At 67.3% G+C, this 18,497-nt stretch carries 17 protein-coding genes and 1 tRNA gene; 13 read left to right on the forward strand and 5 right to left on the reverse strand.

Features of this window, described 5'->3' with window-relative positions:
* Positions 1-70 precede the first annotated feature (70 nt).
* The 3 genes from AC5P9N_RS10815 to AC5P9N_RS10825 all read left to right on the forward strand — a co-directional run bounded on the left by AC5P9N_RS10815 (position 71) and on the right by AC5P9N_RS10825 (position 3,309).
* Positions 71-556, forward strand: coding sequence for a DUF1203 domain-containing protein (locus tag AC5P9N_RS10815; protein ID WP_005411563.1), 486 nt, complete (start codon positions 71-73; stop codon positions 554-556).
* Between the two features lie 232 nt (positions 557-788).
* A complete protein-coding gene (locus AC5P9N_RS10820; RefSeq protein WP_099485132.1) occupies positions 789-1,961 on the forward strand; it encodes a lytic polysaccharide monooxygenase in 1,173 nt (390 codons plus the stop codon).
* Between the two features lie 178 nt (positions 1,962-2,139).
* Positions 2,140-3,309, forward strand: a complete 1,170-nt coding sequence (locus AC5P9N_RS10825) for a lytic polysaccharide monooxygenase (protein ID WP_099485133.1) — start codon at positions 2,140-2,142, stop codon at positions 3,307-3,309.
* A gap of 113 nt (positions 3,310-3,422) precedes the next feature.
* Here AC5P9N_RS10825 and AC5P9N_RS10830 read toward each other — a convergent pair whose 3' ends face one another.
* Positions 3,423-4,172, reverse strand: coding sequence for a ferredoxin--NADP reductase (locus tag AC5P9N_RS10830; RefSeq protein WP_024958208.1), 750 nt, complete (start codon positions 4,170-4,172; stop codon positions 3,423-3,425).
* 84 nt (positions 4,173-4,256) lie between these two features.
* Here AC5P9N_RS10830 and AC5P9N_RS10835 point away from each other — a divergent pair, with 84 nt between their 5' ends.
* From AC5P9N_RS10835 to AC5P9N_RS10855, 5 genes are all read left to right on the forward strand, one after another.
* Positions 4,257-5,225 carry an ABC transporter ATP-binding protein gene (locus AC5P9N_RS10835; RefSeq protein WP_005411567.1) on the forward strand — a complete coding sequence of 323 codons (969 nt, stop codon included), beginning with the start codon at positions 4,257-4,259 and terminating at the stop codon, positions 5,223-5,225.
* Positions 5,222-6,013, forward strand: coding sequence for an ABC transporter permease (locus AC5P9N_RS10840; RefSeq protein WP_005411568.1), 792 nt, complete (start codon positions 5,222-5,224; stop codon positions 6,011-6,013). The genes AC5P9N_RS10835 and AC5P9N_RS10840 overlap by 4 nt, the downstream gene beginning before the upstream one ends.
* A 324-nt stretch (positions 6,014-6,337) precedes the next feature.
* Positions 6,338-7,105: a hypothetical protein gene (locus AC5P9N_RS10845; protein WP_099485134.1), complete on the forward strand. Its 768-nt coding sequence runs from the start codon at positions 6,338-6,340 to the stop codon at positions 7,103-7,105.
* A 297-nt stretch (positions 7,106-7,402) separates the two neighbouring features.
* Positions 7,403-8,341: a 2-dehydropantoate 2-reductase gene (panE, locus tag AC5P9N_RS10850; RefSeq protein WP_005411570.1), complete on the forward strand. Its 939-nt coding sequence runs from the start codon at positions 7,403-7,405 to the stop codon at positions 8,339-8,341.
* Positions 8,338-9,222 (forward strand): NAD-dependent epimerase/dehydratase family protein, encoded by an 885-nt coding sequence (locus tag AC5P9N_RS10855; RefSeq protein WP_099485135.1) that lies wholly within the window; start codon positions 8,338-8,340, stop codon positions 9,220-9,222. The genes panE and AC5P9N_RS10855 overlap by 4 nt, the downstream gene beginning before the upstream one ends.
* A gap of 56 nt (positions 9,223-9,278) precedes the next feature.
* On the opposite strand, the gene AC5P9N_RS10860 is transcribed toward AC5P9N_RS10855, so the two are convergent.
* On the reverse strand, positions 9,279-10,076 hold the full coding sequence (locus AC5P9N_RS10860) for a TatD family hydrolase (RefSeq protein WP_099485172.1): 798 nt from the start codon (positions 10,074-10,076) through the stop codon (positions 9,279-9,281).
* 67 nt (positions 10,077-10,143) lie between these two features.
* Here AC5P9N_RS10860 and hrpB point away from each other — a divergent pair, with 67 nt between their 5' ends.
* Both hrpB and AC5P9N_RS10870 read left to right on the forward strand, forming a co-directional pair.
* Entirely contained in the window at positions 10,144-12,648 is a 2,505-nt protein-coding gene (gene hrpB, locus AC5P9N_RS10865; RefSeq protein ID WP_043034469.1) for an ATP-dependent helicase HrpB, read from the forward strand.
* Positions 12,649-12,859: 211 nt separating this feature from the next.
* A complete protein-coding gene (locus AC5P9N_RS10870; RefSeq protein WP_005411574.1) occupies positions 12,860-13,234 on the forward strand; it encodes a hypothetical protein in 375 nt (124 codons plus the stop codon).
* 60 nt (positions 13,235-13,294) lie between these two features.
* Here the strand turns inward: AC5P9N_RS10870 and AC5P9N_RS10875 are convergent, their stop codons facing one another.
* The 3 genes from AC5P9N_RS10875 to AC5P9N_RS10885 all read right to left on the reverse strand — a co-directional run bounded on the left by AC5P9N_RS10875 (position 13,295) and on the right by AC5P9N_RS10885 (position 15,118).
* Positions 13,295-13,834 carry a pseudouridine synthase gene (locus tag AC5P9N_RS10875; RefSeq protein ID WP_043034468.1) on the reverse strand — a complete coding sequence of 180 codons (540 nt, stop codon included), beginning with the start codon at positions 13,832-13,834 and terminating at the stop codon, positions 13,295-13,297.
* 64 nt (positions 13,835-13,898) lie between these two features.
* Complete coding sequence (locus AC5P9N_RS10880) at positions 13,899-14,165, reverse strand: hypothetical protein (protein WP_012481577.1); 267 nt, start codon at positions 14,163-14,165, stop codon at positions 13,899-13,901.
* Between the two features lie 95 nt (positions 14,166-14,260).
* Positions 14,261-15,118, reverse strand: a complete 858-nt coding sequence (locus AC5P9N_RS10885) for a class I SAM-dependent methyltransferase (RefSeq protein WP_099485136.1) — start codon at positions 15,116-15,118, stop codon at positions 14,261-14,263.
* A 169-nt stretch (positions 15,119-15,287) separates the two neighbouring features.
* On the opposite strand from AC5P9N_RS10885, the gene AC5P9N_RS10890 reads away from it, so the two are divergent.
* The 3 genes from AC5P9N_RS10890 (at position 15,288) to AC5P9N_RS10900 (ending at position 18,449) form a co-directional block, all read left to right on the forward strand.
* Entirely contained in the window at positions 15,288-16,244 is a 957-nt protein-coding gene (locus AC5P9N_RS10890) for an aldo/keto reductase (protein ID WP_012481579.1), read from the forward strand.
* A 649-nt stretch (positions 16,245-16,893) separates the two neighbouring features.
* Positions 16,894-16,967: transfer RNA gene (locus AC5P9N_RS10895), tRNA-Thr, on the forward strand.
* Positions 16,968-17,324: 357 nt separating this feature from the next.
* Positions 17,325-18,449 carry a slipin family protein gene (locus AC5P9N_RS10900; RefSeq protein WP_043034466.1) on the forward strand — a complete coding sequence of 375 codons (1,125 nt, stop codon included), beginning with the start codon at positions 17,325-17,327 and terminating at the stop codon, positions 18,447-18,449.
* Positions 18,450-18,497 lie beyond the last annotated feature (48 nt).

Below are 18,497 nucleotides of genomic sequence, written 5' to 3' on the forward strand. Positions count from 1 at the left end.
CGGGGTCTGAAAACGGCGAGCACGGCGGCCGGTGCCTGCGCAGAATCCGAGGGAAACCAAGGAGACGCCCATGCATGCCTGGTACCTCGGTGGCATCGACCACCGCCCGTTCCTGCACCTGTTCGAAAAGAGCGACACCGCGCTGGCTGCGCTGGGCATCCGGCGTCGCTGGGCCGGCGAATCAGGAGGACACCCCTGCCGGATCAGCCTGAGCGATCCGCCCGGTGGCAGCGAGCTGCTGCTGTTGTCCCACGTGCACCTGCCCCTGCACTCGCCCTATCACGCCTCGGGCCCGATCTTCGTGCAGCGTGGCGTGACCCGCTGCGTGCTGCCGCCGGGCGAAGTACCCCCGTACGTGCAGCGCCGGATGATCTCGTTGCGCGCCTATGACCAGGCTGCATTGATGCTGGCCGCCGAGATCAGCGCAGGCACGGATGTCGGCGCTCGGCTGGACGCGCTGTTTGCCGACCCTGCCGTGGCCTTCGTGCAGCTGCACAACGCGGCCCACGGCTGCTTCTCGTGCCAGGCGGATCGCGTCGGCATGGCGCCGACATGACCGGATCTCCACGACGTGATCGTTGCCACGCCGGACACGTGATCGCCAGCGCATCCGTTCAGGCCCACGTGAAGCCCGCGGGAAGGGCTTCACACCCACAGTCACGGATCAGCATTTCCATGGTTCCGCACCCGGCACCGCAACTCGATACTCGCCATGGTGCCGCCGAAAGTCCGCCGCGCAGCGCAACTCTGCGGTCACCGCTCTCTTTCGACGACCACAAGGAAGCGCCATGTCATTCCGATCCACACCGCTGCTGCTGGCCACCTCGTTCGCCGCTGCAGGCCTGTGCCTGGCCGGCAACGCGTTCGCCCACGGCACCATGACCACGCCGGTCAGCCGCGTCTATGCCTGTTTCCAGGGCAATCCGGAGAACCCGACCAACCCGGCCTGCGCCGCCGCGAAAGCGGTGGGCGGATCGCAGGCGTTCTACGACTGGAACGGCATCAACCAGGCCAACGCCAACGGCAACCATCAGGCGGTGGTGCCCGACGGCAAGCTGTGCAGCGGCAACAATGCCACCTTCCGCGGCCTGGACGTGAACCGCAGTGACTGGCAGACCACGCCGATCCACGCCGATGCCAATGGCAAGTTCACCTTCGTGTTCAAGGCAACCGCGCCGCACGCCACGCGCGACTGGCGCTTCTTCGTCACCCGCGACGGCTGGCAACCGGGCAGCCCGTTGCGTTGGGCCGACCTGCAGGAGTTCTGCACGCTGGGCAATACACCGCTCTCTGCCGATGGCACCTACAAGCTGCAGTGCACGCTGCCGCAGCGCACCGGCCAGCATGTGATCTACAACACCTGGCAGCGCTCGGATTCGACCGAAGCGTTCTACACCTGCATGGACGTACGCTTTGAAGGCGGCGGCGGTGGTACGGCGCCGGCACCGCAATGGCAGGATGCCGGCCCGGTCACCGCCCGCGGTGAATTGCCGGTCGGCACGACGCTGGCACTGCGCGTGTTCAATGCCAGCGGCAACGATGTCGAACGTGTGGAAGCGACGCTGGCCAGCGGCCAGACCTCGGCCGCGCAATGGCCCTTGGCGCTGGCCCGCAAGGTCAATGCCAGTGCCCGGCATGCGCGCGTGGGCGTGCTTGCCAATGGCGTGATCACGCCGTCGGCGTCGGCCACCGACAATCGCGTGTACCTGAAGGACGGCAACCGCTTCCAGCTCGATACCCAGGTGCCGGACCCGGGTACGCCATCGCCGGGTGGTGATTTCGACCACGTGTACCCGGCGGGCATCGGCAGCTATGTGCCGGGCCAGACCGTGGTGAAGAGCAGCGACGGCAAGCTGTATGCCTGCCGCCCGTTCCCGGAGGGTGCATGGTGCAACGTCAATGCCGAGGCCTACCGGCCGGGCGTGGGCGCGGCCTGGCGCGATGCGTGGATCGCGTACTGACGCAGTGATGTGGGAGGCGGTGCACATCACACCGCCTCCTGGCTCCCCTGCCGCGCAGTGGGGCGCGCGTTGCAGAAACAGAGGAACGCAGCAGCCTTTCAAACTTGTCTGATGGGCATATGGCGGCTACATGGGAAGACTCCGCGAGGTTTCCAACACTTCGCAAAGGAGTTCCTGCATGCACCTGTCCCATCGGGCCGTCCTCGCACTGTCCGCCGTTGTCGGCCTGGCACTGTCCGACTACGCCTTCGCCCACGGCACCCTGTCCAAGCCGCTCAGCCGCGTGAAGCAGTGCCACGAGGGCAATCCGGAGAATCCGACCAACCCGGCCTGCGCCGCCGCCAAGGCCATCGGCGGCGCCCAGCCGTTCTACGACTGGGCCGGTGTCAACCAGGCCAACGCCAACGGCAACCATCAAGCGGTGGTTCCAGATGGCGAGTTGTGCAGCGGCGGCAACAGCAAGTACCGCGGCCTCGATCTGAACCGCAGTGACTGGCCGACCTCGCCGATCCGCGCCGATTCTCGCGGGCGCTACACCTTCGAGTTCAAGGCACCGGCCCCGCATGCTACCCGCGAGTGGAAGTTCTACGTCACCCGCGACGGCTGGCAGCCGGGCAGCCCGCTGCGCTGGGCCGACCTGCAGGAATTCTGCACGCTGGGCAACGTGCCGGTCTCCGGCGACGTCTACAAGCTGGATTGCCCGCTGCCCAAGCGCAGCGGCCAGCACATCATCTACAACACCTGGCAGCGCTCGGATTCCGGTGAAGCGTTCTATACCTGCGCGGACGTGCGCTTCGAGGGCGGTGGTGGCGTTGAACCGCCGCCGCAGTGGCAGGACGCCGGCCCGGTCACCGCCCGCGGTGCGTTGGAAGAAGGCACCACCCTGACGCTGCGCGTGTTCAACGCCCAGGGCAATGATCTGGAGCGTCCGGAGATCACCCTGGCCGCAGGTCAGACCGCTGCGAACCAGTGGCCGCTGGCGCTGGCCCGCAAGGTCAACGCCAGTGCACAGCAGGCGCGTGTGGGCGTGATGAGGAACGGCGTGATCACGCCGGTCGCCTCGGCCACCGAGAACCGCGTCTACCTGAAGCCGGGCAACCTGTTCCAGATCGATACCCGCCTGCCGGGCCCGGTGGATCCGGTCGATCCGCCGCCGGGTGACGACTACGACTTCGTGTATCCGGCCGGTATCGGCAGCTACACGCCGGGCGAAACCGTGGTCAAGGGCACCGACGGCAAGCTCTACGCCTGCCGGCCGTTCCCGGAGGGTGCGTGGTGCAACATCAACGCCGATGCCTATCGCCCGGGCACCGGTTTCGCCTGGCGCGATGCCTGGGTCGCGTACTGAGGCAGGGCACCGGGGGCGGCGTGGCGCCGCCTCCGGTTCTTGGAGTTGCCGGCCAGCGGCCGGCACTACCAGGGTTCGTGGGGCTGCCGGCCAGCGGCCGGCACTACCCTGACTTACTTGCTGCTGACGTACTTCTCGCGGCGGATCTGCGGGTTGCCCAGGCCGGCGGCCTTCAGCAGCTCGGCACAGGCATCGACCATGTCCGGGTTGCCGCACAGGTAGGCGATGTCGGTGGCCGGGTCCGGCGTGAAGCCGGCCAGCGCCTGCTGCACATAGCCGTGCTGTACGTCCGGGTGCGGATCAGCCGGGAGTTCACGCGACAGGCACGGAACATAACGGAAGTTCGGGTGCTTTTCGGCGAAGCTGTAAAAATCTTCGCTGTACAGCAACTCGCCCGGGCTGCGCGCGCCCTGCAACAGCACGATCTGCACACCGCGTTCGGCCATGGCCTTTTCCAGCAGCGGCAGCATCGAGCGGTACGGGGTAACGCCGGTACCGGTGGCGATCAGCAGGTAACGGGCGTTGTGGTCACCGGGATTCAGGCAGAACCGGCCATAGGGGCCGGACGCACTGATCTGGCCGCCCTGCTCCAGTGCCTCGAACAGGGCCGTGGCGGCGCCACCGGGCACGAAACTGACGGCGATATCCACCGCCTCGCCTGGGCCCAGCGCGTGGTCGTGGATGGTCGCCAGCGAGTAGCTGCGCTTGGTTTCGGTGCCGTCGGCGTAGCTGAAATGGACCTGGATGAACTGGCCGGGCTGGAAATCCAGCGGCTGCCCATCGTCACGCACGAACTGGTAGTGGCCGACGGTCGGGGCCAGCATGCGGCAGCCGACCAGCTTGAGGGGGAATTGAACAGGCACGACTTTTCGGGACAGTGTGTAGCCGGGGCAAGCCCTCGGGGTCTTCTATAATAGCCCCTCCCCGCCCCTCTCCAGCGCCAGCCCATGGGCGCGAAGGCTTCGAGCTTGGCATCCCAGAACGATACGGCGCCCGCCCTGCGCGTGCGCGACCTGCGCAAGACCTACGACAACGGCACACAGGCCCTGAAGGGGGTTTCCCTGGAAGTGGCCCCGGGCGACTTCTTCGCCCTGCTCGGCCCCAATGGCGCCGGCAAGTCGACCCTGATCGGCATCATCAGCTCCCTGGTCAACCTCAGCGAGGGCCAGGTGGAAGTGTTCGGCAGCGACCTGGTGCGCAACCGCAGTGCCACCATGCGCCTGATCGGGCTGGTGCCTCAGGAAATCAACTTCAACCTGTTCGAGAAGCCCTTCGACATCCTGGTGAACTACGCCGGCTTCTATGGCGTACCGCGCGAGGAAGCCGAGCAGCGCGCCGAAGAGGAACTGAAGCGCGCGCACCTGTGGGAAAAGGCACAGGTGATGAGCCGCACGCTGTCCGGCGGCATGAAGCGCCGGCTGATGATCGCCCGCGCGATGATGACCCGCCCGCGCCTGCTGATCCTGGACGAGCCGACCGCCGGCGTGGACATCGAGATCCGCCGCGACATGTGGCGCGTGCTGAAGGAGATCAATGCCGCAGGCACCACGATCATCCTTACCACGCACTACCTGGAAGAAGCCGAGTACCTGTGCCGCCACCTGGCGATCATCAACCATGGCCAGATCGTCGAGCAGGGGCCGATGCGCACCCTGCTGGCCAAGCTGGACGTGGAGGGCTTCCTGCTGGACATCGACGGTGACCTGCCGGCACAGCTGCCGGTGATCGAAGGTGCGACGCTGACCGCGCCGGACCCGCACACGCTGGACATCGACATGCCGCGCGCAATGGACCTCAACCGCGTGTTCGCCACGCTCAACGAGGCCGGTATCCGCGTGCGTTCGATGCGTACCAAGAGCAACCGCCTGGAGGAGCTGTTCGTGCGCCTCACCGGCAACCTGGAGAAGCCTGCATGAGCACCACCGAGCTGACCGACGGCCAGCGCAACCGCATCGCGCTGATGACCATCGTGCGCCGCGAAGTCGCCCGCATCATGCGCATCTGGGGCCAGACCCTGGTACCGCCGGCGATCACCATGACCCTGTACTTCCTGATCTTCGGCAACCTGATCGGGTCGCGCGTGGGTGACATGGGCGGCTACACCTACATGCAGTTCATCGTGCCGGGTCTGGTGATGATGAGCGTGATCCAGAACAGCTACGGCAACATCAGTTCCTCGTTCTTTGGCGCCAAGTTCGGCCGCCACGTGGAAGAACTGCTGGTCAGCCCGATGCCGAACTGGGTGATCCTGTGGGGCTACGTGGCCGGCGCCGTGCTGCGCGGCCTGATGGTGGGCGTGATCGTGCTGATCATCGCGATGTTCTTCACCCCGGTGCGCATCCCGCACCCGCTGGTGATGCTGACCACGGTGATCCTGGGCGCGACGATCTTCTCGCTGGCCGGCTTCATCAACGCGGTGTATGCGAAGAAGTTCGATGACGTGGCGATCGTGCCGACCTTCATCCTGACCCCGCTGACCTACCTGGGTGGCGTGTTCTATTCGGTGAAGCTGCTGCCGGGCTGGGCCGAAGCGGCCACGCACGCCAACCCGATCTTCTACATGGTCAACGCGTTCCGCTATGGCCTGCTGGGCAGCAGCGATGTACCGCTGCCGGTGGCCTACGGCCTGATGATCGGTTTCGTGGTGGTGCTGACGGCGTTGGCGCTGTGGCTGCTGCGTCGCGGCGTGGGCATGCGCAGCTGAGTTTTGCCTGCAGGGCCTGCGGCCCTGCACCCGCCGAATCAACGGCAACGGCAACGGCAACGGCAAAAGCTGACTATCCGGGGGATGGCGGGGTGGGTCCGGTTGCGGGGGACGCCGTGAATCCGTCCATGGAGGCTTGGCCGCGGCATCCATGCCGCGGACACCCCCGCAACCGGACCCACCCCGCCTTCGACAGATTGCCGCTGCTGTTGGTGGGTGTCGACCTTGGTCGACACGATGGATCCACGCCATGCGTGAATGGAGCGTTCACGGTAAGGCCGACGCCCGGATCTTTTCGTTCGGGATTGCGGCTAGGCTGTGGCGATGAAGATCACTTCCATTCCATTGGACAAGGCCGTGTCGGACGGCCCCATCGATGCCTTCAGCCATGCGTTGCTGGGCGATTCGCCCACGCTGGATGAGGTGCTGGAATACCTGGCCTCGCGGCACGCGGCTGATCCCCGGTATCGCTACCTGTGCACGCTCGATGATGTCGGCCAATGCCGCTACACCAGCATGCATGCGTCCGACGACGCGCGCGTCGCGCTGTACGAGGACGAAGATCCGGAAACCCCCGAAGATGCATTGGCGGCACGCGAGCGGTTGCTGGCGCATGTGGTCGCGCAGCTCGAGCATTCCTCTCATCGGCTGGAATGGAGCGCGCTGCCGGGCACGCTGATGTGCAGCGACGAGGACATCGAGGCGCTGGTCGCCGCCAATGCAACGCCGGACCTCATCGTCGACGAGGTGGTCTGCGTGCAACAGGTGCCGGTGGACCGCGATGACCTGCTGATCGCCGCCCTGCCCAACGGTTACTTCAGCGCGGACTGGGACATCTTCCAGAATCACGCCCTGATCCGGCACCTGCAGGGACACCATGACTACCGCTTGTTCGGGCTCGGCGCATCGTGGCTCGGCTTCCAGCGCGACAGCGCGCCGTCGCCTGCACAGGCAAATGCGTTGGTCGCGGACCTGCAGCGCGTCTACGCGGCCGGAACGCATGACATGTGGTCAAAACTGGCTGCAACCCTGGCCACCCGCACCACACTGCTGTTGGGCTACACCGAAGACTTCAGCGAACAACTGCCCTGAGCACCGCTCTACACGAGCGAGCGCAGCGAGCGACCCGCCTCCGCTCCTGATCTGTTTTCCGCGGTGGCCGCACCCGGAAACTGTCAGGGGTCGTGTGCGATGGGCTCGCGGGGGTATCCGCGCCATGGATGGCTCGGCTAAGCCCCCAAGGATGGGTTCACGGCGTCCCCCGCGAACCCATCGCACACGACCCAGCTCATGAAACCAACTGCGCGAACCACCACGAGGGGCTCCGCCGTTGGCCGCAATCTCCGGCACAATCGCAGATCTGATTCCCCAGAAAGCGGTGAACGTGCAATGCGCATCCTGATCCTCGGCGCCGGCGGTACCGGCGGTTACTTCGGTGGTCGCCTGGCCCAGGCCGGCGTGGACGTGACCTTCCTCGTGCGCCCCGCGCGCGCCGCACAGCTGGACCGCGATGGCCTGGTCATCCGCAGCCCGCTCGGCGATGCCAGCTTCCCGGTGCAGCACGTCACCGCCGATGCGCTGCCCGCATTGGCCGCGCAGAAGCCGTTCGATCTGGTCATCCTCAGCTGCAAGGCCTACGACCTCGACAGCTCGATCGACGCCATTGCTCCAGCCGTGGGCGCGAACACCACCGTGCTGCCGATCCTCAACGGCCTGCACCACTACAACGCGCTGGACCTGCGCTTCGGCCGCGACGCCGTGCTCGGCGGCCTGTGCTTCATCAGCGCCACCAAGGCCCCCGACGGTGCGGTGCTGCACCTGGGCAAGCCGGCCAAGCTCACCTTCGGCGAGCGCGATGGCGGCGCGGCGTCCGCACGCGTGCGTGCCTTCGCCGCTGCCTGCGCGCAGGCCCATCTTGATCACCTGGCGAGCGAACACATCGGCCAGGAACAGTGGATCAAGTACACCTTCCTGACCGCGCTGGCCGCTGCTACCTGCCTGCTTCGCGCGGATATCGGCACCATCGTCGCCACCGATGATGGCGAGGCGATCGTGCGCGGCCTGTACGACGAATGCCTGGCCGTGGCCGAAGCTGCCGGTGAGCCGATTCCCGATGCCGCGCAGGACACCGCGCGCGGCACCCTCACCCAGGCCGGCTCTGCATTGAAGGCGTCGATGTTGCGGGACCTGGAGGCTGGCCAGCAGGTCGAGGCCGAGCAGATCGTCGGCGACATGCTGGCGCGTGCACGCAAGGCCGATCAGGAAGCCCTGTTGCTGCAGGTCGCCTACAGCAGCCTGCAGGCCTACCAGGCACTGCGCGGCGCGTGAGCCTCCCGTTGCGGGCCAGCGCGCTGCCTACGCGGGTGCTGATCCTCGGTATGGGCTGGAGCGGATGCGTGCTGGCCACGCAGCTGCAGGCACGGGGAGTGCACGTCGTCGGCACGGTTCGTGACCCCTCGTCGGCGCCGGACGATGGCCTGCTGCGGCATCAGCTGCACGCTGACACTCCACCGTCGCCCGCCCTGCTCGATGAGGTCGCGCAGGCCGAGGCCGTGCTGTGCAGCGTGCCGCCAGATGCTGCGGGCGACCCGGCACTGCGCCTGCTGCTGCCGGCTCTGCGGGCCAGCCCGGCACTGCGCTGGGTGGGCTATCTGTCGTCCACGTCGGTGTATGCCGATCGGGCCGGCGGCTGGGTTGACGAGCACAGCGCAGCCGATGCCACCGAAGCAGCCGGCGTGCAGCGCCTGCGTGCCGAAGCGCAATGGCGTGCGCTTGCAGAGGAACGTGGCATCGCTTCGGCGGTGTTCCGCCTGCCCGGCCTGTACGGGCCGGGGCGCAATGCGTTGCTGCAGCTGTCACAGGGCCGTGCCCGCCATGTGATTCGGCCGGGCCTGGCGTTCAACCGCCTGCACGTAGAGGATCTTGCGGCAGTGATCGTCGCGGCGATGCAGCGACCGGTTGCGCAGGGGATATACCTGCCCAGCGATGACGAGCCGGCACCACCGCAGGATGTGCTGGCCTTCGCCGCGAAGCTGGGCGGGTTTGCGATGCCACCTGCCGTGGCCTGGGACGACCCTGCACTCAGCCCGACGCTACGCCGCTTCTACGAGAGCAACAAGCGCATCGACAGTCGTGGCACGCGTGAAGCGCTGGCGTGGCAGCCGCGCTTCCCCAGCTACCGTGAGGGCCTGCGCGACCTGCTCCGATAGTGCCGGCCGCTGGCCGGCAATCAGGATGTGCTGCCGGCCAGCGGCCGGCACTACCGTCAACCCGCGTCGGGCAGGCGGAAGAACGCACGCGTGGCGGCAGTGGCATTGGCCGCAGTCACGGCCACGTCCTCGCCACGGTCACGTGCCAGTTCTTCCACGATATGCCAAAGGAACATCGGTTCGTTGCGGCGGTCCTTCGGCATCGGCTTCAGCGTGCGTGGCAGCAGGTAGGGCGCATCGGTCTCGATCATCAGGCGGTCGGCCGGGATGTTCTTCACCAGTTCGCGCAGGTGCGCGCCACGGCGCTCGTCGCACAGCCAGCCGGTGATGCCGATGTACCAGTCCTGGTCCAGGTAGTCGAACAGCTCGTCGCGTTCGCCGGTGAAGCAATGCACCACCGCCGGGCCTATGCGACCTTCGAAGTTCTTCATCTGTGCCATGAAATCGGCATGCGCGTCGCGCTGGTGCAGGAACAGCGGCTTGCCATTGTCCGCGGCCAGCTGCAACTGGCGCTCGAAGGCACGGTGCTGCGCCGGGCGCGGCGAGAAGTCACGGAAGTAGTCCAGCCCGCACTCGCCCACCGCCACCACTTCCGGGTGGTCATGCAGCGCGCGCATCTCGGCATCACATTCCTCGGTGTACTCCACCGCATGATGCGGGTGCACGCCGGCGGTGGCATACAGAAAGCCCGGGTGCTGCTGCGCCAGCTGCACGGCCAGCGGCGAGTGCTCGCGGCTGGCACCGGTGATGACCATCTGCACCACGCCGGCCTGCCGTGCGCGGTCCAGCACGGCATCGCGGTCGCGGTCGAAGGAGTCGTGGGTCAGGTTGGCGCCGATATCGATCAGGTGCATGGTCATCGCGGGGGAAAAGTGCCTGCGCATTGTACCTGCGGCCGCCATGGCCCCTTATCCTTTGCCCATGAATGCCCCGCTCTTCCCGATTTCCCCGCTGCTGCCGCAGATCCAGCAGCACCTGGCCGTGCAGCCACGGCTGGTGCTGGAAGCCCCGCCCGGCGCCGGCAAGACCACCCAGGTACCACTGGCCCTGCTCGAAGCACCATGGCTGCAAGGCCGGAAAATCATCCTGCTGGAGCCGCGCCGGGTCGCCGCACGCAGCGCCGCGCTGTTCATGGCACGGCAGCTGGGCGAAGAGGTCGGCGGCACGGTCGGCTACCGCATCCGCTTCGAGAACAAGGTCTCGGCACGCACCCGCATTGAAGTCGTCACCGAAGGCATCCTGACCCGCATGCTGCAGGACGACCCGATGCTGGAAGAAGTCGGTGCGATCCTGTTCGACGAATTCCACGAGCGCCATCTCAGCGGTGACCTCGGCCTGGCGCTGGCGCTGGACGTGCAGGCGCAGCTGCGCGATGACCTGCGACTGGTAGTGATGTCGGCCACGCTGGATGGCGAGCGCCTGGCACGCTTCCTCGATGCGCCGCGGCTGAGCAGCGAGGGCCGCAGCTACCCGGTGACGGTCAGCCATTTCCCGGCGCGCCGCGATGAGACGCTGGAGCTGCAGGTGCGCCGCGCGGTGCAGCAGGCCCTGGCCGATCACCCCGGTGACCTGCTGGTGTTCCTGCCCGGCCAGCGCGAGATCGCGCGGGTGCAGGCTGGCCTGCAGGAATCGCTGGATGCCGGCGTCGAAGTACTGGCCCTGCATGGTGAGCTGCCGGTGGAACAGCAGGCGCGCGTGCTGCAGGCCGCCAGCGATGGCCGCCGCCGCGTGGTGCTGGCCACCAACGTGGCCGAGTCGTCGGTGACCCTGCCCGGCGTGCGCGTGGTGATCGACAGCGGCCAGGCACGCGAACCGCGCTACGACCCCAACAGCGGCTTCACCCGGCTGGACGTGGTGTCCATCGCCCAGGCGTCGGCCGACCAGCGCGCCGGTCGCGCCGGTCGCGTGGCCGAAGGCGTGGCCTGGCGGCTGTGGCCGCAGTCGCAGCGATTGGAGCCGCAGCGCCGCGCCGAGATCGACCAGGTGGAACTGGCCGGACTGGCACTGGAACTGGCCGCCTGGGGCAGCAGCGACCTGCGCTTCCTCGATGCGCCACCTGCCGGCCCGATGGGCGCCGCCCGCGAACTGCTGCAGCGGTTGGGTGCATTGTCCAGCAGTGGTGCGATCACCGCACTCGGCCGCCGCATACTGGCGCTGGGTACGCACCCACGGATGGCGGCGATGCTGCTGGCCGCGCCCGATGCACGTTCGCAGGCGCTGGCCGCCGATCTGGCCGCGCTGCTGGAAGCGCGCGATCCGCTGCGCCAGGGCGGTGACGCGCTGGCGAGCCGCTGGCGCGCACTGGCCGCGTTCCGCAATGGCCGCACACCGGGCGATGCCAACCGCAGCGGGCTGGCCGCCATCGATGCCACCGCCAAGCAGTGGCGTCGCCGCCTGCGCTGCGAAGCCACGCCGCCGGCCAGCATCGAGGCCCATGAGCTGGGCGACCTGCTCGCTCACGCCTTCCCTGATCGGATCGGCTTCCAGCATCCCAGCGATCCACTGCGTTACCTGCTGGCCAATGGGCGCAGCGCGCGCCTGCACGAGCTGAGCGACCTGCGTGGCGAACCGTGGCTGGTGGCCAGCGAGCTTCGCTTTGAGGCACGCGATGCGCTGCTGCTGCGTGCCGCACCGGTGGACGAAGGCCAGCTGCGCAGGGCGTGGCCGGAGCGCTTCGTCACCGAAGACGTGGTGCGCTGGGACAGCGAGCGCCGCGCCCTGGTGGCCCTGCGCGAGACCCGTTTCGACCGGATCGTGTTGGACAGCCGCTCGGCCGGCCGGGTCGATCCGCAGCACGCCGCGCAGGCGCTGACCGATGCGGTGGCCGAGCTCGGCCTGCAGGCGCTGCCGTGGACCGAAGGCCTGCGCCAGTGGCAGGCACGGGTGGAATCGCTGCGCCGCTGGATGCCCGAGCTCGGCCTGCCCGACTGCAGCGACGACGCCCTGCTGGCCAACCGTGCGCAGTGGCTGCAGCCCGCGTTCGCCGGCAAGACGCGACTGGATGCGCTGGACGAATCCAGCTTTGGCGAAGCGCTGAAATCGCCACTGGAGTGGTCACAACGGCAGCTGGTCGAGCGTCATGCGCCGACCCGCATTACCGTGCCGTCCGGACTGGAGCGGCCGATCACCTATGCGCTGGACAGCGAGAGCGGCGATTCGCTGCCGCCGGTGCTGGCGGTGAAGCTGCAGGAGCTGTTCGGCCTGGCCGACACGCCGCGCATCGCCGATGGCCGCGTGCCGCTGACCCTGCACCTGCTCTCCCCCGGTGGCCGCCCGCTGCAGGTCACCCAGGACCTGCGCAACTTCTGGGAAAGCACCTACGCCGAAGTGAAAAAGGAGATGAAGGGCCGTTACCCGCGCCACCCATGGCCGGATGATCCGTGGACGGCGACGGCCACGCACCGGGCCAAGCCGCGCGGAACCTGAAGGGCGGGGTCGGATCCCATTGCATCGCGATGGGCTCTGACCCCAGGCGTGGCGCTGGGGTCAGAGCCGTTTCCCAACGGAAAGGGATCCGACCCACCCTGCCTGATCCTGAATGGCTACGCTAAAGTCACACCGCCTGCGTCCCCGACTGACATACCGTTTACGGGCAATACGCGACACTGGACTTCGACCCGAGGCAAAGGACCCCCGCATGAGCAAGCTGACTGTAATCACCGACCGCGCTCTGGAGCGCGCCCTGGAGCTGGCCCACACCGCCGGCGATGGCCTGAAGAGCGCCGGTGGCAGCCTGCGCAACGCGGACTGGATCAAGACCGGCGCCGCCCTCGGCGCAGTGAAGACCGGCGGCAAGGTCGCCACCAAGTTCGCCCGCCGGAACCCGGCCGTGACCATTGCCGCGGCTGCCGTCGGCGTCGGCCTGCTCGGCTATGCGCTGTACCGCAAGCAGCAGAAGAAGAAGGCTGCCAATGGCCACGTGGTGAATGGGCAGGCGCAGCGCATCAACGCACGCGACCGCCGCAACGACACCGTGGTGGACGAGCACAGCGATATCGGCAGCGACGCCTGAGATCGTCGGCCACTGTCAGGGCCGGGGTCCTTCCGCAGGAAGGGCTCCGGCCTTTTCATTTCAGCCAATCTGCCGCCACTGCCCCGGCTGCAGGTCGTCCAGCCGGTAGGGTCCCATCGACACGCGGACCAGCCGCAGCGTCGGCAGGTTCACCGCGGCGGTCATCCGCCGCACCTGGCGGTTGCGCCCCTCGCGGATCGTGATCGCCAGCCAGCTGTCAGGCACGGTCTTGCGGAAACGCACCGGCGGATCGCGCGTCCACAGCGACGGCGCCGGATCGAGGCGCTCGATCTTCGCCGGCAGGGTCGGCCCGTCATTGAGCACCACGCCGTCGCGCAGCTGTTGCAGCTGCTCTTCGCTGGGCGTGCCTTCCACCTGCACCCAGTAGGTCTTGTCGGCCTTGTGCCTGGGGTCGGTGAGCTTGTGCGCCAGCGTGCCATTGTCGGTCAGCAGCAGCAGCCCCTCGCTGTCATGGTCCAGCCGGCCGGCGGCATACACGCGCGGCGGCAGGCCGAACCCGGCCAGGGTCGGCCGCGGCGGCACGCTGCGGTCGGTGAACTGGCAGAGCACGTTGAAGGGCTTGTTGAAGGCGATCAGCATTGCGGGCACGGCAGTCGGCGGGTGGGGCATTGTCCCATTCCCGCATCGCCGCCGCGATCACCACTCAGCCGAAGACCTTCCTTTCCATCAACAGCGCAACGAGCACCACCACGGCGCCGCACGTGGCGGCAGCGTTGGCGCGATACCGTAGCCGCGCTACCGGTGGGCAGGCCCTGCGCGCACGTTCGTCCCACAGGCAACCCACGAGCAGCACCGCAAAACCTGCCGCCGCCACGAGATCATGCACGTGACCCGCATGGAACACGAAGTCGTACAACCGCGGCAGCGCCATCAATGCGAAGGCGAAGTACAGCACTTTCTTCAACAGCACACTCCATTGGTGGCAGCGCCGGGCATTGCCCGGCCGCTACCCATTCCGCCCGACACCGCGCTGCGCGCTCACCAGGCACGGCCCGGCGCCGCCCTTTACGGCTTGATGAAGCGCAGGGTCATGCGGTCGCTTTCGCCGATCGCCTGGTACTTCGCATCATCGGCCTTGTCGTGCTGGTTGGTCGGCGGCAGCGTCCACACGCCGTTCGGGTGGTCCTTGGTGTCGTGCGGGTTGGCGTTGACCTCGCTGCGCGCGTCCAACCTGAAGCCGGCGGCCTCGGCCATCGCGATCACCTGCTGCTGGCCGACATAGCCGGTGTCATCGTCGTCGGCCACGTCGGCCTTGGCGCGGTGCTCGACCACGCCCAGCACGCCGCCCGGCTTGAGCACGTTGAAGAAGCCCTGGAACATGCCCTGCGCCTGGCCGGCCTTGCGCCAGTTGTGCACGTTGCGGAAGGTCAGCACCACATCGGCTGAACCGGCCGGGCCGAACACCGGCTTGGCCGGATCGTAGGCCACCACGGCAGTCTTGCCGAACTGTGCCGGTGCAGCGGCGTACTTCTTTTCCAGGCTGTCGCGGCTGCGCTGCTGGTAGTCGCGTCCACGACCTTCGGGCACCGCCATCGGATCGACCACCGCAGCAACGTAGTGGCCCTTGTCGTGCAGCAGGGGCGCCAGGATCTCCGAGTACCAGCCGTTGCCGGGGGTGATCTCGATGACGGTCTTTTCCGGCGTCACCTTGAAGAACGACAGCGTCTGCGACGGGTGGCGGAAGCCGTCGCGCTTGACGTTGTTGGCATCACGGGTGGGTGCCTTCACCGCCGCGTCGATGGCCGGCGACACCTGGATCTTCGCCGGCGCCACCGTGGCCGGTGCGGCGAACGCGGGAACAGCGGCAAACAGGGCCGAAGCAAGCAGCAGGCGGCAACCACGCAGGGACGAAGCAGGCATCATCGGAGCGACTCCAGCGGAAGATGGGGCGAGACTAGCAGCCGCGGCGTCCCAGGTGTTCACAAAACGTTAGCTGCGTGCGTATCGCGGAACACTGTTTTGTGGTCGCCGCCGCAGCACGGTCACACTACGCGTTTTATTCTGGAGCACTTCCCCCAAGGAGTCCGTGCCCATGACGGCAACCCGCGAACTGGGCCGTTCCGGCCTGCATGTACGTCCGCTCGCCTTCGGTGGCAATGTGTTCGGCTGGAGCGCCGATGAGAAGGCCAGCTTCGCCCTGCTCGATGCCTTCGTCGACGCCGGCTTCAACCTGGTCGACACCGCCGATGTGTATTCGGCCTGGGTGCCGGGCAATGCCGGCGGCGAATCGGAAACGCTGATCGGCAAGTGGTTTGCCCGCAGCGGCAAGCGCGACAAGGTGGTGCTGGCGACCAAGGTGGCCAAGTGGGCCGAGCGCCCCGGCCTGACCCCGGACAACATCAATGCGGCGGTCGAGGATTCGCTGCGCCGCCTGCAGACCGACGTGATCGATCTGTACCAGGCCCACGAGGATGACGAGTCGACGCCGCTGGAGGCGACCCTGGCTGCATTCGGCCGGTTGATCGAAGCTGGCAAGGTGCGTGCGATCGGTGCTTCCAACTACAGCGCCACGCGCCTGGCCGATGCGCTGAAGGTGTCCACCGACTACAAGCTGCCGCGTTACGAAACCCTGCAGCCGGAGTACAACCTGTATGACCGCGCCGGCTACGAAAAGGAACTGGAACCGCTGGTGCAGCGCGAACAGATCGGCGTGATCGGCTACTACGCGCTGGCCAGTGGCTTCCTCAGCGGCAAGTACCGCACGCCGGCCGATGCGGCCAAGAGCCCGGCGCGTGGCGAGAACGTGGTGAAGCGCTATCTGAATCCGCGTGGCCTGCGCATCCTGCAGGCACTGGATGACGTGGCCAGCAAGCACAACGCCAGTGCCGCGCAGATCGCACTGGCATGGCAGATCGCACGGCCGTCGATCACCGCGCCGATCGTCAGCGCCACCAGCGTCGAGCAGCTGCACGATCTGCTGGCGGCGGCCAATGTGTCGCTAAGCGTGCAGGATGTCGCGCAGCTGGATGCCGCCAGCGCCGAAGCGTGAGGGCCGGTAGTGCCGGCCGCTGGCCGGCATTGCACACATACCGCAGAAAGTAATTGAACAAAATGGTTGCGCACGACTAAATCGTGGTTTATCGTGCGCACCTCGTTTCAACAACCACTGGAAACTTCCCTTGAACGCGCATTCCGTCGCCATCGCCAAACTGCTGCCATGCCTGCGCATGGACGGGCCGGCGCGCGCGTTCGGCAAGGAAGACCAGCTGACAACGGCCTGATACCCGCCCTGCGGAGATCGGCCACCCCGATCTCCGAGGCCTGACGACGCCCTCGGAACGCAAGTCCCGGGGGCGTTTTCGTTTGCGTCGACACAAGGACCCGCGATGCCAGAACTGCACCCCGCGCGGCGACCCGCCGCTCACTGACCCAGGCTTTTCCCGCCCCGCCGAAGGATTTACTTCGCGCGACTGGCAGCGCCTGGACATTATCTGCATCGCATCAGAACATTATCGCTCGCCGATAATGTCGGTGGCCTGCACCCTCGATTATCCAACGGTCCCGTTTCAACCACGGGCTGGTGCGCGCGGCGTTGCCGTGGCGTATGCCGGAGGTCGCGGACATGCCATCGCCTGGATCGCCTGCTGGAGGCAGGCACCGGTTCGCCGGTACGCGGTTCGATTCCGCGCGGTCCCCAACTGGATAGCTCAGCTTGGTCAGAACAACGGATCCGTAATCCGTCTGTCGTGGGTTCGATTCCCACTCCAAACCACATGACCTGTCACGTCATGACTTGAAGCAACACCCGGGGCGCAAGCCCCAGCGGCCATCGTCGCCGTCCACCGACATCGCCTTCGGGCAGGAACGTGGAAGGCAACGGACCTCACGCCGGGCCCCGGCCCGCCGCCACTGCCAGCCACGTTCCGCACCGGTGCTGCCTGCCGGGAACGACGATGGCAGCACTGCCGGCGCATCGAAGGCTCCGCGCGCGGACCGTCCGCCGATGGCCGCCCTCTTCCGCTGCCTGCACGTGATGTGCAGGCAGCCTCGCCACGACCGGATCGACCCGGGTCATGGCGATTCATCCGCAACGGGTCGAACCACCAGAGCCATACAAGGAGAGACTCCCATGTTCTGGACCATCAAGGTCGTGATCGGCGACGGCGAGCGCGGCCTGGTGTATCGCAACCGTCGTTTCCAGCAGATCCTGCTGCCGGGCGTGCACCGCCTGTCGCCGTTCGGCGGCCGGCCGCACGTGGACATCCACACTGCATCGAAGGGCGCGGCCTACACTGGCAGCGACCAGGACAGCCTGATCGAAGCGCTGGGCGCACAGCTGGACACGCACTTCGTGCTGGCCAACGTCGGCGCCAGCGAGGTCGGCCTGTTGCTGCGCAACGGCCGCATCGATGAAGTGCTGCCGCCGGGCAGCCGCCGTCTGTACTGGCGCGGTTCGGTCGATACCCAGGTGCAGGTAATGGCGTTGGGTGACGAGCCGCGCATTCCGGCCGACGTGCAGCAGCGGCTGGGTCAATTGGGCGTGCTGCCGCGTGTGGCGGTGATCAGCACGGTGCCGAGCGAGTCGGTCGGCCTGCTGTTCATCGATGGCACGCTGCGGCAGACGCTGGACGCCGGCCTGCACGCGTTCTGGAACTTCAACGGCAACGTGTCGGTGGAGCGTGTGGAACTGCGTGCACGTTCACTGGATGTGTCCGGCCAGGAACTGCTCAGCCGCGACAAGGTGACCCTGCGGGTGAACCTGGCCGCGACCGTGCAGGTGGTCGACCCGGTGCGTGCGCACCGCACGCTCAGCAATGCCGATGAGTTCGTCTACCGGCAGCTGCAGTTCGGCCTGCGCCAGGCAGTTGCCGCGCGCAGCCTGGACGAGCTGCTGGGTGACAAGGCGGCACTGGACGGCGAGATCGCTGCGCATGTGCAGGCGGCGATCGAAGGCCACGGCGTGCGGTTGCTCGGCGTCGGCATCAAGGACGTGATCCTGCCGGGCGAGATGAAGGAGATCCTCAACGGCGTGGTGCTGGCCGAGAAGCAGGCCCAGGCCAGCGTGATCCGTCGCCGCGAGGAGGCCAACGCCACGCGTTCGCAGCTCAACACCGCAAAGCTGATCGAGGACAACCCGGTGCTGATGCGCTTGAAGGAGCTGGAGGCACTGGAGAAGGTCACCGAGAAGATCGACACGCTCACCGTGTTCGGCGGCCTGGATGGCGTGCTGAAGCAGCTGGTGACGATCAGGTAGGGGGTAGCGGTGGCGCAGGGACGCGCCGCCGGCCCATCAAGGACATTA

Source organism: Stenotrophomonas sp. YJH_SMC_6 (assembly GCF_059371335.1).

Coding starts and splice junctions, on each gene's coding strand:
- AC5P9N_RS10835 (WP_005411567.1), top strand. CDS start 4,257: ATGGGCGCGAAGGCTTCGAGCTTGGCATCCCAGAACGATACGGCGCCC.
- AC5P9N_RS10860 (WP_099485172.1), bottom strand. CDS start 10,076: ATGCACCTGATCGATATCGGCGCCAACCTGACCCACGACTCCTTCGAC.
- AC5P9N_RS10815 (WP_005411563.1), top strand. CDS start 71: ATGCATGCCTGGTACCTCGGTGGCATCGACCACCGCCCGTTCCTGCAC.
- AC5P9N_RS10845 (WP_099485134.1), top strand. CDS start 6,338: ATGAAGATCACTTCCATTCCATTGGACAAGGCCGTGTCGGACGGCCCC.
- AC5P9N_RS10890 (WP_012481579.1), top strand. CDS start 15,288: ATGACGGCAACCCGCGAACTGGGCCGTTCCGGCCTGCATGTACGTCCG.
- AC5P9N_RS10825 (WP_099485133.1), top strand. CDS start 2,140: ATGCACCTGTCCCATCGGGCCGTCCTCGCACTGTCCGCCGTTGTCGGC.
- panE (WP_005411570.1), top strand. CDS start 7,403: ATGCGCATCCTGATCCTCGGCGCCGGCGGTACCGGCGGTTACTTCGGT.
- AC5P9N_RS10885 (WP_099485136.1), bottom strand. CDS start 15,118: ATGATGCCTGCTTCGTCCCTGCGTGGTTGCCGCCTGCTGCTTGCTTCG.
- AC5P9N_RS10840 (WP_005411568.1), top strand. CDS start 5,222: ATGAGCACCACCGAGCTGACCGACGGCCAGCGCAACCGCATCGCGCTG.
- hrpB (WP_043034469.1), top strand. CDS start 10,144: ATGAATGCCCCGCTCTTCCCGATTTCCCCGCTGCTGCCGCAGATCCAG.
- AC5P9N_RS10875 (WP_043034468.1), bottom strand. CDS start 13,834: ATGCTGATCGCCTTCAACAAGCCCTTCAACGTGCTCTGCCAGTTCACC.
- AC5P9N_RS10820 (WP_099485132.1), top strand. CDS start 789: ATGTCATTCCGATCCACACCGCTGCTGCTGGCCACCTCGTTCGCCGCT.
- AC5P9N_RS10870 (WP_005411574.1), top strand. CDS start 12,860: ATGAGCAAGCTGACTGTAATCACCGACCGCGCTCTGGAGCGCGCCCTG.
- AC5P9N_RS10900 (WP_043034466.1), top strand. CDS start 17,325: ATGTTCTGGACCATCAAGGTCGTGATCGGCGACGGCGAGCGCGGCCTG.